Below are 12451 nucleotides of genomic sequence, written 5' to 3'. Positions count from 1 at the left end.
GACACCCGCAGCGCCTGTTCACTCATCATCAACGCAGGGCGTTGATCGTCCGTGACCAGTGTTGTGTGAAATGCGGTGCGGCAGCAGGATATACGCAGTGTCATCATGTGCGGCATTGGGCTGATGGGGGTCCCACCGACCTGGACAACGGGTGCCTGTTGTGCACCTCGTGTCACGCCCAGATCCACGCCTCCGGCTGGGACATCATCATGGGCGCCGACCGGCATCCCTGGCTGCTGCCGCCGGTGGAGCAGGACCCGGCCCGCACCCCGATACCGGCTTACAACCGGCGCACCATGCGCCTGGACGGCGTCGCCGCCTGACCCGCGGGCCTGTCCCGAAGCCCGACCCCGAGCACGACCGAGCACACCCGACCGGCAGCACGGCCTGACCGAGAAGACGGAGCAGCACAGCAAGCACTGACCAGCAGCACGACCTGGCCAACCCAGACCACCCGGGAACTGTCCGGACGCACGTTCTTTGAGAACTCCACAGTGTGAAAGAAGGTGGCGGCCCGGTGGGCCCGCCGGAGTCACATCCGGCGGGCCCACGAGGGCCGGCACGCAGCCCATCGTTGAGAGACGACCATCCGAAAGCCCGGATTCTCCAGGGATCGGTCGAACTCAAGGAGACAGGTGCGGTCAGTCCTGGGCTAGCTTTGGGCTAGCTTCGCGAATCGTGCCAGATGCGCGTCGGCCGAGCCGAACTCGTACTCGATGACGGTCAGGCGCCGGAAGTAGTGACCGATCGCGAGTTCCTCGGTCATGCCCATCGCGCCGTGCAGCTGCACGGAGTTCTGCCCGATGAACCGTGCGGCACGGCTGATCGTCGCCTTCGCGGCGGACACCGCGGCGGCCCGCTCCTCCGGCGGGGCGGCCAGCGTCAGGATCGCGAGATACTGTGCGGCGACGGCCTGTTCGAGTTCCATCGACATGTCGACCATACGGTGCTGCAATGCCTGGAAGTTACCGATCGGCTGGCCGAACTGCTGACGCTGCTTGGTGTACTCGACGGTGTCGTCGAAGACCTTGCGCATCGCCCCGACCGCCTCGGAGACCACGGCGGCGGTCGCCTCATCCCACGCGAGCTCGAGGTGTCCCAGCGCCTCGCCCTCGGCACCGACCAAGGTGTCGGCGTCGAGGTGCAGGTCGGTGATGACGATGTCGGCTGCACGCCGGTCGTCAACGGTGCGCACCGCGTGCATCTGCAGCCCGTCGGGAGCACCTTCGGTGAGATCGACCAGGAACAGCGAGATCCCGTCGCGGTCGCCGACATCTCCCGATGTGCGGGCGCTGATGATGAGGTGATCGGCGAGGGGAGCGGTGGTCACGACGGCTTTGGCACCGTTGAGGACCCAGCCTGCGTCAGATCGCTCGGCCCGGGTCGCGACGTGATTGAGGTTGCCGCCCGAACCGTCCTCGAGGGCGGCCAGTGCGGTCAGCGCGGTGCCCTCGGCGATCGCCTCGGCCACGGCCAGCGCTCGCTTGTCGTCGGCGCGAGCGAGCAGCCGCGCGCCCAACACGACGGTGTCGACGAAGGGTTCGATGACCACTGCGCGACCGAGGGCCTCGGTCACCACCATCAGTTCCTCGGGCCCGCCGTCGGCGCCGCCCACGGCCTCGGGCAGGACGGCCCCGATGACGCCGAGGTCCTCGGCGAAGGACCGCCAGATCTCGGGCTGCCAGCCGGCGCCGACCTTGGCCGCGTCGCGGCTGGCGTTCAGGTCGTATTTCGTGTCCAGGAACTTGGTCAGGCCGTCGCTGAGCAGCTGCTGTTCCGGGGTGAGTGTGAAGTCCATGTGTTTCTCCGTCTCGCTCGCTCTAGCCCAGTCCCAGTGCTGCCTTGGCCAGGATGTTGCGCTGAATCTCGTTGCTGCCGGCGTAGATCGAGCCGGCCCGGTCGTTGAGGTAGTGCAGGGGTGCGACGGCCTGCCAGTCCTCACCGCTGACATACCCGTCGGCCGGGGGCTCGAACTGGGAGATCGGTCCGCCCGGCTTGGTGGCGTGCGGCTGGAACACGCGGCCGTGCGGTCCGGCGGCCTCCAGGCTCAGCTCGGTGATCTGCTGGCTGAGCTCGGTGGAGAGGATCTTGAGCATCGACGCGACCGGACCGGGATCCTTACCGGAACTCATCGCGGCGAGTGCACGGTATTCGAGCACTTCGAGGACCTTGGCCCGGACGCGGGCGTCGGCGAGCTTGTGTACGAAGGCAGGCTCCTCGCTGAGCGGTCCACCCGACGGACCGGTGATCGTCTTGGCGTGCTCGGCCAGGTTCTCGGTCATCACCTGCAGTGCGGGTGCGGCGGCGCCGCCGCCCCGCTCGAACACCAGCAGGTACTTGGCCACGGTCCAGCCGTCGTCGACCTTGCCGAGGACGTTCTTCTTCGGAACCCGCACACCGTCGAAGAAGACCTGGTTCTGCACCTGCTCACCGGATGCCATGACCAGCGGCTGGATTTCGATACCGGGCGAGGTCATGTCGATGAGCAGGAAGGTGATGCCCTGCTGCTTGCGCTCCATCTTGGAGGTGCGCACGAGGCAGAAGATCCAGTTCGCCTCGGTGGCGTGCGTGGTCCAGATCTTGCTGCCCGTGACGACGAAATCGTCGCCGTCGCTGACCGCGGCCATCGAGAGTGAAGCCAGGTCGGAGCCTGATTCGGGTTCGGAGTAGCCCTGGCAGAAGAACACGCTCGCGTCGAGGATGCCGGGCAGGAAGAAGTTCTTCTGCTCCTCGGTGCCGAACGCCATGATCGCGTGCGACACCATGCGGATACCCATCGGCGACAGCGCGGGTGCGCCGGCCAGCACCGATTCCCGGCTGAAGATGTAGTGCTGGGTGAGCGACCAGTCGCAGCCCCCGTATTTGACGGGCCACGCCGGCGCGGCCCAGCCGCGCTCGTGCAGGATGGCCTGCCAGGCCATCGATGCCTCGTGGTCGGAGTACACGCTGGTGTTGAGCCGTCCCGCCGCGCGGAGTTCCGGGGTGAGGTTGGCGTCGAGGAACGCACGCACCTCATCACGGAATGCGATGTCGGTATCCGACCAGGTCATATCCATCGAATTGTCACCCCTGTCTGCGCCGCGCCGTCGCTGCCGCGCGTCTGCATATCAAATATATGTGATGTGTGAAATCTACGACAGAGGGGCGCACCTTGGGAAGTCGGGTACCCAGATTGTCGCCTGCTCGGTTCGATTCCGCGGCAGTTCCGTCGAAGGTACTCATACCTCGGCGTCTCGGGCCGGCACGCCGGGCGGATGCGTGTGACCGCTCAGGAGGACGGGGTGTCCTCGCCGGAATCGTCGGGTCTCTCGGGAGCGGTTTCCTCCGCATCGTCGGTCTCGCCGGCTGGTGCGGTAGGGGTGGCCTCGGTCGGGGGTGCGGCGGGTTCGGGGCGGGGCGGGGAGGACGAGATCAGCACGTCCGCCCAGCGGGTGGCGGGGTCGATGTCGATCAGAAGGGCCTTCGACATCAACGTGAGCGGGACGGCGAGGATCGCCCCGAGCGGTCCGATCACCCACGCCCAGAACACCAGCGAGAGGAAGGTCAGCGTCGTCGAGATCCCGACCGCGTCACCGACGAACTTGGGCTGGATGACCGACTGGATGATCACGTTGATCACGCTGTAGACGACGATGACGAGCAGCATCTGACTGACACCGCCGTCGAGCAGTGCGAGTAGGGCCGGTGGTATCAGCCCCAGGACGAAGCCGACGTTGGGGATGTAGTTGGTGATGAACGACAGCAGACCCCACAGCACCGGCAGCGGGATGCCGATCAGCCACAGGAACCCGGTGTCGAAGACGGCGACGATCAGGCCGAAGATCGTGGACACCAACAGATAGCTGCGGGTGCCTTGGGCGAAGCTGCGGAAGGCATCCGCGATGTCGCTGCGTTCACCCGCGAGTACCGCGATCCGGCGGTCGAAGGAGAGCGCATCGGCCGACATGAACAGCAGCAGGGTGAGCACGAGGATGAGCATCGATGCGACCGACATCGTGCTCTCGAGCACCTCGGTCACATAGCCGAAGGCCTTGCTCGGATCGATGTGGGAGATGGTCGACTGAACCTTCTCCTGGCTGACACCGTGATCGGTGAGGAACTTCTGGAAGTCGTCCAGGTACTGCTGGAACTGGTCGGTGTACTGCGGCAGGATCGTCGCCAGCCGCGCGACGGAGAAGACCAGCGATCCGAAGAGCCCCAGGATGATCCCGTACACGGCGAGCAAGGTGGCGATGAAGGCGAGCCAGTTGGGCATCCCCTTGCGGCGCAGCCACGACGGGATCGGCTGGACGGCCACCGTCAGCATCAACGCCAGGAAGATCGGTCCGACCAGTCCGGAGACGGCCTTCATGCCGCCGATGGTGATGATCAGGCCCGCGATGCTGAGCAGCACGATCGTGCCACGGGGTATCGACCAACTGCTGGGTTGCTCCGCTACCGGCTGATCCGTCACCGGCTGATCCTATCGTCGCCGGTCGGGGTTCACCCGGAGGTGCCGGGCCGAGTTGTCAACGCCCGGTCCACCGCGGCGGGCGTTTGGTGACGAACGCGGTGATCCCTTCCACGGTGTCCGCGCTGACCAACAGAGCGTCGAGTGCCGTCGCGGTCGTGTCGATCGCGTCGAACTCGTCGGGCACGGTCGCCGCCTCCTCCATCGCGCGCAGGGACTCCCGCACCGAGGTCGGTGACGCGGCGAGCACCTCCTCGGCAACCGATCGGGCCAGTGCCATCACCTCACCCGCGGGGGCGATCCGGCTGACCAGTCCGGCCGCGAGGGCCTCGCCGGCATCGAGGCGTCGCCCGGTGAGGATCATGTCGCGCGCAAGTGCCGGCCCGACCGCGACGGGTAGTCGGACCAGGCCGCCGGCCAGCGCAGCCAACCCGACTGTCACCTCGGGTAACCCGAACTGCGCGCGTTTGTCGGCGACGACGATGTGGCAGGCCAGAGCGACCTCGAGGCCGCCACCGAGCGCGTATCCGTTCACCGCGGCGATGACCGGTTTGGGCCGGGTGCGTCGTGAGGTGAGGCCGGCGAATCCGTTCTTCGGTACCTGTAGACCGGCGGTGCCGGTCTGCGCGAGGTCGTTTCCGGCGGAGAAGGCCTTGTCGCCGGCCCCGGTCAGGATGGCCACCCACAGATCGGGATCGGCGAAATAGGCGTCGAAAATCGCGTCGAGTTCGGTGTTCGCGGCGGCGTGCAGGGCGTTATGCGCCTCCGGCCGGTTGATGGTGATCTCCAGTAGGTGCCCGACCCGGCGGATCGCGGCGTGGTCGTAGCGGTCGCGGAATGCCGGGCGAGACACCGGATGCCGGCGCAGCATCGCCGCACGGTTGATGAACACGCGGTTGCCACGTGCCGAGGACCGCACATAGACGCCGGTGCCGATGGCGTGTTCGCCGTCGAGGAGGCCGAACATCTCCTCGTCGTCGCGCTCGACGTTGGCGATGAAGCGGGTCCCGTCGGTGAGGCGGCCGATCACGATGCCCTTGCGGTTCCCGTCGGTGCCGGGCGTGACGGTGAAGGTCTCGATGGTGGCAGGACCGTCGGCGTGATCGGTCGTGCGCACGGCGGGGGCGGCGTCGAGTAGTTCCTGCACACCGGCGGAGTCGCCGGGGTGCCACGGTGCCGGGCGGGTGCTGTAGATGCCCACCGACGTCTTGGAGAGGATGCCGCCGTTCGCGACAACCATGGCGTGGTTGTCCGGTGCGCTGCGCGCCCGGTCGACCGCCTCGGCGATCGCGTGCATCGAGTAGTTGTTCCCCGGTCCGCCGAAGTAGGGCAGGCCGCCGGTGAGGGTGAGGCCCCGGGGATCGTCGGGGGCGACGCCGAGCGGGTCGATGACGTTGGAGACGGCGATCGGGAAGCAACTGTAGATGTCGAGGAATGCCACATCGTCGAGGCCGATCTCGGCGACCTCGAGGGCGTGCCGCACCGCGGCGGCAGCCGCCGGCGCCGCGCTGAGATCGGGTCGCCGCATCAGCGTCTGCTCGCGGGTGTCCGCGTGGCCGTGCAGGAACACCCACCGGTCGGGGTCGATGCCGAGCTCACGTGCGGTACCGACCGACGTGAGCACCACGGCCGCGGCCTGATTCACCTGATCGCGGGCCACGAGCAGCCGCGTGTACGGGTCGGCGACGACACGGTTGCCGTCGTCGGGCGTGACGAGCTCGTCCACCGATCGCGCGGTTGTCGTCGCGGCGTGCGGATTGGTGGCCGCGACCCGCGAGAGCGGGGCGAACAGTTCGCCCATCGTCGCGGCGTAGGGGTCGCGGTCGAGCCCGAGCCGATGGCGCCGGGCGTTCTCGAGCGCCGCGTACTGGACCAGGGGTGCGAGCAGACCGTGCTGCACCTCCTGGTGGGTCGTGAGACCGGCGATCCCGTGGCCGCGGTCCTCGAGTTGGCCGCCGACCTGCTCGGCGAAGTCCGGACGTTCGTCGGGCGCCCGGGTCCCGGTGAGGTGGCGGACCGTGGAGATGATCTCCGCACCGAACAGGACCACCGCGTCCGACCGCCCGTCGTCGATCTCGGCGGCGAACTCGGTGAGCAGCGCCTGCGGGCTCTGTCCGCCGGTCACGCCGAGCACCGCGCGACCCGGGTTCATCCCCACGCGCTTCGCGACCGCACGAGGCATGTTGTCCGGACGTCCGAGCGGCGATTGCGCGAGCGGGGTGGATTCCTCGAAGGTCCGTACGGTCACGACGGTGTCGATCTCCGCGGCCACGGTCGGCGCCGCGAGGCCGGTGTCGGCCAGCGCTCGCGTGACGGCACTCGCCGCGAGATCGGCCTCGCTCAAGGCCCGGTAGTCGGTGTCGTCGAGGCGTTCGGAGGCCTGGCCGACGCCGACGATCACCGGAGTGTGCGCGTCGAGTGCGGTCAATGGGACGAATCTCGGCATATGTCCATTAGTAGAGCAGTCCGGTGGTCGGCGCGGATCGGCCCCGAACGTGTTCTACAAAGGGGTGACGAACGTGCGATTACGTGCTATCAATGATTACAAGTAATCACGACTCTGAAGGAGGCGTCATGGCAGAGACGGAGACCTCGATCGCCGGATGGCTGGCCGGTCGGTTGCCCGACGACCTCTTCACAGGGGCGCCCGAGGTGCGGGTCGACCGCGAGGAGATCACCGTGATCGGCACCATCGATCCGCCGACCGTCGACGATCCCGCCGACGAGGCGGCCGTTCGTGAGGCCGAGGCGGGACGGATCTCCCGCTTCCGTGAATCGACCCGTGAACGGCGCATGGCAGTGGCCCGCGAGGCCGAACACCGCTTCGACCGGAAGGTGGCCTGGGGTGTGCGGTGCGGAGAGTCGTCGCAGCTGTTCACACATCTCGCCGTTCCGGTAATGACCCGCCTGCGGCAGCCGCAGCGTCAGGTGCTCGACACCCTGGTCGCCGCCGGGGTGGCGCGCAGCCGTGCCGATGCCCTGGCCTGGTGTGTGAAACTGGTTGGCCAGCACGCCGATTCGTGGCTCAGTGAACTTCGGGACGCGATGAGCCGGGTCGACGAGATCCGCGATGGGGGACCGACGCTCGACTGACGTGGACCGTGACGGGCACTCAGGCGCCGGTCACGATCGTGACGGGTGTGCCCGCGGACGAGTCTCAGGGAGCCCGATAGCCGTTGTGCTCGTCGCCGGTGCCGCCGCGCGGTCCGCGGGTGAGTCGTTTGGGCAGCCGATCGGCGAGCCCGCCGAGCGGTGCCACCGTCTGATTGAGCAATTCGACCGTCACGGCCAGTTCGTGCACGGTGTCCTGCATGGCCAGCAGGTTCGGGGCCAGCTGCCCGATCACCTCGGTCAGCTCGGTGATCCGGTCGAGCGGGCCGTCGGGGGCGATCGCGCGTTCGACAGCACCGTTCTCACCGACGAGCTGGTCGATCAGCCCGCCTTCGTCGGCCATCCGGTCCAACACCCCGCCGGACGAGGTGACCTTCTCCAGCACCCCGTGCGGCGCGGTGAGCTTGTCGACGATGCCGCCCTTGGAGGTGAGGCGTTCCAGGATGCCCTCGTTCTCGGTGAACTGGTCGACCACGCCGCCCGGACGGGTGAGCCGGTCGAGCGGTCCGTCCTTGGCGGTCAGGCGCACCAGGATGCCGCCGTCTTCGGTCGTCTGATCGAGGAGACCGCCGGTGGCGGTGAGCTTCTCGAGGATTCCGTCCGGGGCGGTGAGGCGGTCGATCACACCCCCGGGATTGAGCAGGCGCTCCAGCGGGCCGCCCGCCGCCACGATGCGTCCGAAGGGGCGATCCGGTGCGAGCAGCTCGGTGAGATGATTGAGCAGCGCCAGCGGGGTACGGGCGCTGCCGAGCTCGTCGCCGGTCAGCCCGAGCGCGCTGTTCACCTCGTGCTCAACACTGTTCGCGGTCAGCCGCGCGATGGTGATCGCCGCCTCCGCGGCGGTCAGCACCACGCCCGTCATCGCGAAGCCGAACCGGAACGGCAACTCGACCACGCTGCGCGTGTCGACGGAGTTCGATTCCATGAATCTGACACTAGGTGATGTCAGGATTCGATGGGAGTGCCGCGCGGGATTACCCGACGCGACGGTTTCGCCGCCTCAGGCGTTCTTGGCCGCGGCCTTCGCCGCCTTCTTGAAATCCCGGACCTTCTGCAGCGACTCCGGGTCGGTGACGTCGGCGACGGAGCGATAGCCGGCCTTCCCGTAATCGCCCACCACCTTGGTCCATCCGGCCGGTTTCACCCCGAGTTGTTTCGCCAGCAGGGCGGTGAAGATCTTCGCCTTCTGCTCCCCGAAGCCGGGGAGGGCGTGCAGGCGGGCGAACAGATCGGCCCCCGACGACGCGTCGGTCCAGATCTTCGCGGTGTCGCCGTCGTAGTCGTCGACGACGGCGCGGGCGAGCGCCTGCACGCGCCCGGCCATCGAGCGGCCGTAGCGGTGGATGGCCGGTGGGGTCGCGCAGAGATCGGCGAAGGCGTCGGGTTCGGTTGCGGCGATCGCCGCGGGGTCCATGGTGCCGAAACGATCCCGGATCTTGGCGGGCCCCGCGAACGCACGCTCCATGGGGAACTGCTGATCGAGCAACATGCCGGTCAGCAGTGCGAAGGGATCGGTCGACAGCAGGGCGTCGGCGGCCGGCTCCTGGGCAATCTGCAGATTCGCCATGCGCCCATCCTAATGACATCGGCACCCGTAGACTCCCGCCCATGGGGAGCTGGTGTAGGGGACGGGGCGGATCATCCAAGGCGCGCCGACGGGCCGCGGTCGGGGCGCTGGCGGTACTGACCGCGGCGACGACCGGTGCGGGCGTCGCCGCTGCGATACCCGAGTACTCCGATCCCAACCTCGCCACGACTCTGCGGTGCGACAGCCCCGATCCGTGGTCGGGGCAACCCATCCCGATCCGCGTCGACGTCTACAACCAGATCGCCTTTCCCGCCGATGGACTGCCCGGCCCGGCGATCTCGCTGATCGCCTCCGACGGTGCGACGCCGTCGCCGGTCTTCGAATACACGATCTCCACGCGCGTCGACTGGCGCAATCTCGACACCGGACGCACCGGGTCGGTGACGGTGCCGACCCGCGCGCGCACCGTCACCTGGCAGGTGGATCTGCACCCCGGCGGCGGGCGGGTGGCCTTCACCATCCACCAGAAGATCGGAGTGATGGCCTTCGTGCCGATGGTCAACGCTCGGTACTCGAGCTGCGCGGGCCACACCACGGCCTGACCCACGACGGCGAGCCCGTCGGTGGATCGATATCAAACAGCGCCCGGAATCGCTGCAGCGCAGGGGAATTGCGGCAGTAGGCTGACATTCGCCATCACTTCGCCGGTCCTGCGGCGAAACCGACGTTGAGGACACGGCCGATGTCGCAAGCGCATCACGAGCAGGTCGCGGAGCAACACACCGCGAAGGTCATCGGGGTCACGATCGCCGCGGCGGTCGGCGGGTTCCTCTTCGGTTTCGACAGCTCGGTGGTCAACGGGGCCGTCGACTCCATCCAGGAGACATTCGGTCTCGGCGAGCTGTTCAAGGGTTTCGCCGTCGCGATCGCGTTGCTGGGCTGCGCGCTGGGTGCGTGGTTCGCCGGGCGGATCGCCGACGTGTGGGGCCGCAAACGGGTCATGCTCGCCGGCTCGATCCTGTTCATCGTCTCGGCGATCGGCACCGCCTACACCCAGACGATCTGGGACCTGCTGTTGTGGCGGGTGCTCGGCGGTCTCGGCATCGGCATCGCCTCGGTGATCGCCCCGGCCTACATCGCCGAGATCGCCCCCGCCCGATTCCGGGGAGCGCTGGCCTCGATGCAGCAGCTCGCGATCACCCTGGGCATCTTCGCCGCACTCCTGTCGGACAAGCTGCTGCAGTCGGCGGCCGGCCAGCCCATGAACGTGCTCTGGTGGGGTTTGGAGGCCTGGCGCTGGATGTTCCTCGTCGGCGTCGTGCCCGCGGTCGTCTACGGTGTGCTCTCACTCGCGATCCCCGAGTCGCCGCGATACCTCGTCGAACGCCACCGCGACGCCGAGGCGGCCCGGATCCTGAAGGAGGTGACGGGGGAGCAGCACCCGTTCGAGCGGGTCCAGGAGATCAAGATCACGGTCAAACAGGAGAAGGCCGCGTCGTTGCAGGACATCCGCGGACCATCGTTCGGACTGCACCCGCTGGTGTGGGTGGGCATCTGGCTGGCGATCTTCCAACAGTTCGTGGGTATCAACGCGATCTTCTACTACTCGACGACGCTGTGGAAGTCGGTCGGTTTCGACACCAGCGAGGCGTTCACCACGTCGGTCATCACCTCGGCCATCAACGTGGGCATGACCTTCGTCGCGATCTTGTTCGTCGACCGGATCGGACGCCGCAAGCTGTTGCTCATCGGATCGGTCGGCATGTTCGTGGGCCTCGCCATGGCATGTGTCGCCTTCATCCAGTCGACCACGCGCGTGGTCGCCGGTGTCGCCGAGGTCACCCTGCCCAACCCGTGGGGTGTCATCGCGCTGATCGGCGCCAACCTGTTCGTGATCTTCTTCGCCGCGACCTGGGGACCGGTCATGTGGGTGATGCTCGGCGAGATGTTCCCCAACCGCATCCGCGGCGTCGCGCTCGGCGTGTGCACCGCGGTGAACTGGCTGGCCAACTTCACCATCTCGATGCTCTTCCCGGAGATGAGCAAGGTGCTCGGCCTCGGCTGGATCTACGGCTTCTTCGGCTTCTGCGCGGCGGCGTCGTTCTTCTTCGTCCGCGCCAAGGTCGAGGAGACCAAGGGGATGGAACTCGAGGAGATGGACACCGTCGCGGCCACCCGGCTCTCGCGGTTCGAGGCCCTGCACGCGGCCAAACCGACCCGTTAGTCAGCCGGCGACCTCCGGGTCGGACAGTCCCGTGATCAGCAGCCATTGCGCGGCGAAATAGCTGGCCAACACCCAGAACTCCGCCGCCGAGTGCAACCCGGGATGTGAGATGAGGTGGCGCCGGTTGAGGATCGTGAGGTCGGAGGCCAGAAACAGCCAGCCGCCCGCGCGCATCCGTGGCTGCGGTTCGGCCATCCCATCGGCGGTCGCCGACATGATGGCCAGGGTGTGCCCATAGGCGCCGAGGACCGGCAGCAGCCGGGGTCGGTGACGTGCCATCACGAGTGCGGACTCGGCCAGGATGGCGGTGCGGACGAGCAGCGGCCGAGGGCGCGGCCGAGCACCGCGGCGCATCATCGCCCCCGTCAGGCACAACTGTGCCCCGGCGAAGAGCGCGGCCCCCGTCGTCAGCCGGCGGTCCTTCTCGGCGGGGTCCGTGGCGAACTCCTCGAGCAGCATCGCGCGGTCGCCGGCGGCCGAGAACCCCAGGGCCCCTGCGAGCAGCGCGTTGTCGAGCCCGGACCGGTCTCGCGCACCGCGGGCCGCGTGCGCGGCGAGGAGCGCGATGGGCAGCGGCTTGGTGAGGGCCGCGGCCCGTCGATGACCGAGCCCACCGGCCGCCGTGGCGGCCGCGCCGGCCGCGAGATAGCCGGCCGGTGCGTACCATGCCCGCAGCCCACGACGGCGGGGAGCGCTCGTGGTCACCTCAGCAGCCGCGACACGAACGAGCCGATGTCGTTGTCGGACAGCGCATCGGACTGCTGCTGGTTGAAGACGAGATAGGTGCGTGCGGTGACATGACGGTCCGCGGCCTGCGCATCGTTGAGGTAGCGCAACGAGAGGGGAACGACCACATTCTGATCGAAGAGACCCTGCGTCAACAGCACCGGACGCGTGAAGCCCTTGATCGGGATCATGTTGGCCCCCGACACCGCGTTGAGCAACTCCCAGTTCTCCGACAGCGGCTTGCTGAACAGCGACCCCAACGAGAGCCCGGCCACGTCGCGGGCCAGGTCGTCGGAGCACGTGGTGGCGGCGCGGTCGAGCCAGGTTGTCCCCGCGTCGGTGAGGAACGGCTCGAGCCGCAACGTCGGAACGGACGTGCGCAGCGCGCTGAGGGTGAACAGGATGTCGGCGG

General features: G+C 68.0%; 11 protein-coding genes and 1 pseudogene. 4 read left to right on the top strand and 8 right to left on the bottom strand.

The features are described 5' to 3' along the window. Positions 1-323 (top strand): HNH endonuclease signature motif containing protein (locus tag GORHZ_RS30495; protein ID WP_169330707.1); only part of this gene is annotated, 323 nt, incomplete at its 5' end. Positions 324-652: 329 nt separating this feature from the next. On the opposite strand, the gene GORHZ_RS29210 is transcribed toward GORHZ_RS30495, so the two are convergent. From GORHZ_RS29210 to GORHZ_RS29195, 4 genes are all read right to left on the bottom strand, one after another. Beyond that, positions 653-1798 carry an acyl-CoA dehydrogenase family protein gene (locus GORHZ_RS29210; RefSeq protein WP_006339652.1) on the bottom strand — a complete coding sequence of 382 codons (1146 nt, stop codon included), beginning with the start codon at positions 1796-1798 and terminating at the stop codon, positions 653-655. 22 nt (positions 1799-1820) lie between these two features. Then, entirely contained in the window at positions 1821-3056 is a 1236-nt protein-coding gene (locus GORHZ_RS29205; RefSeq protein WP_006339651.1) for an acyl-CoA dehydrogenase family protein, read from the bottom strand. Positions 3057-3268: 212 nt separating this feature from the next. Then, complete coding sequence (locus tag GORHZ_RS29200; RefSeq protein ID WP_006339650.1) at positions 3269-4453, bottom strand: AI-2E family transporter; 1185 nt, start codon at positions 4451-4453, stop codon at positions 3269-3271. 55 nt (positions 4454-4508) lie between these two features. Further along, positions 4509-6896: an acetyl-CoA acetyltransferase gene (locus GORHZ_RS29195; RefSeq protein WP_006339649.1), complete on the bottom strand. Its 2388-nt coding sequence runs from the start codon at positions 6894-6896 to the stop codon at positions 4509-4511. A 128-nt stretch (positions 6897-7024) separates the two neighbouring features. Between GORHZ_RS29195 and abmR the strand changes: the two genes are divergently transcribed. Further along, a complete protein-coding gene (abmR, locus tag GORHZ_RS29190; protein ID WP_006339648.1) occupies positions 7025-7543 on the top strand; it encodes an ATP-binding transcription factor AbmR in 519 nt (172 codons plus the stop codon). 64 nt (positions 7544-7607) lie between these two features. On the opposite strand, the gene GORHZ_RS29185 is transcribed toward abmR, so the two are convergent. Together GORHZ_RS29185 and GORHZ_RS29180 are read right to left on the bottom strand one after the other, a co-directional pair. After that, entirely contained in the window at positions 7608-8486 is an 879-nt protein-coding gene (locus GORHZ_RS29185) for a hypothetical protein (RefSeq protein ID WP_006339646.1), read from the bottom strand. Positions 8487-8561: 75 nt separating this feature from the next. Further along, entirely contained in the window at positions 8562-9128 is a 567-nt protein-coding gene (locus tag GORHZ_RS29180) for an HhH-GPD-type base excision DNA repair protein (RefSeq protein WP_006339645.1), read from the bottom strand. 41 nt (positions 9129-9169) lie between these two features. On the opposite strand from GORHZ_RS29180, the gene GORHZ_RS29175 reads away from it, so the two are divergent. Then, the gene (locus GORHZ_RS29175) at positions 9170-9691 is read left to right on the top strand and encodes a hypothetical protein (RefSeq protein ID WP_006339644.1); all 522 of its coding nucleotides are present in this window, start codon (positions 9170-9172) and stop codon (positions 9689-9691) included. Between the two features lie 140 nt (positions 9692-9831). Then, complete coding sequence (locus GORHZ_RS29170; RefSeq protein WP_006339643.1) at positions 9832-11313, top strand: sugar porter family MFS transporter; 1482 nt, start codon at positions 9832-9834, stop codon at positions 11311-11313. On the opposite strand, the gene GORHZ_RS29165 is transcribed toward GORHZ_RS29170, so the two are convergent. Together GORHZ_RS29165 and GORHZ_RS29160 are read right to left on the bottom strand one after the other, a co-directional pair. Then, on the bottom strand, positions 11314-12018 hold the full coding sequence (locus tag GORHZ_RS29165) for a lysoplasmalogenase family protein (protein WP_006339642.1): 705 nt from the start codon (positions 12016-12018) through the stop codon (positions 11314-11316). Then, positions 12015-12451: pseudogene (locus GORHZ_RS29160) on the bottom strand (lipase); the annotation flags it as partial. The pseudogene GORHZ_RS29160 and the gene GORHZ_RS29165, both read right to left, overlap by 4 nt.

The sequence above is a fragment of the Gordonia rhizosphera NBRC 16068 genome (assembly GCF_000298195.1).
Classification (GTDB): domain Bacteria; phylum Actinomycetota; class Actinomycetes; order Mycobacteriales; family Mycobacteriaceae; genus Gordonia; species Gordonia rhizosphera.
Note: the sequence above shows the minus strand (reverse complement) of the source record. Positions and strands in the feature narration are given on the sequence as shown.

What these genes read in the sequence shown, in the direction of transcription:
- GORHZ_RS29195 (WP_006339649.1), bottom strand. Translation starts at nt 6,896, where the DNA reads ATGCCGAGATTCGTCCCATTGACCGCACTCGACGCGCACACTCCGGTG.
- GORHZ_RS29210 (WP_006339652.1), bottom strand. Translation starts at nt 1,798, where the DNA reads ATGGACTTCACACTCACCCCGGAACAGCAGCTGCTCAGCGACGGCCTG.
- abmR (WP_006339648.1), top strand. Translation starts at nt 7,025, where the DNA reads ATGGCAGAGACGGAGACCTCGATCGCCGGATGGCTGGCCGGTCGGTTG.
- GORHZ_RS29175 (WP_006339644.1), top strand. Translation starts at nt 9,170, where the DNA reads ATGGGGAGCTGGTGTAGGGGACGGGGCGGATCATCCAAGGCGCGCCGA.
- GORHZ_RS29170 (WP_006339643.1), top strand. Translation starts at nt 9,832, where the DNA reads ATGTCGCAAGCGCATCACGAGCAGGTCGCGGAGCAACACACCGCGAAG.
- GORHZ_RS29180 (WP_006339645.1), bottom strand. Translation starts at nt 9,128, where the DNA reads ATGGCGAATCTGCAGATTGCCCAGGAGCCGGCCGCCGACGCCCTGCTG.
- GORHZ_RS29185 (WP_006339646.1), bottom strand. Translation starts at nt 8,486, where the DNA reads ATGGAATCGAACTCCGTCGACACGCGCAGCGTGGTCGAGTTGCCGTTC.
- GORHZ_RS29205 (WP_006339651.1), bottom strand. Translation starts at nt 3,056, where the DNA reads ATGGATATGACCTGGTCGGATACCGACATCGCATTCCGTGATGAGGTG.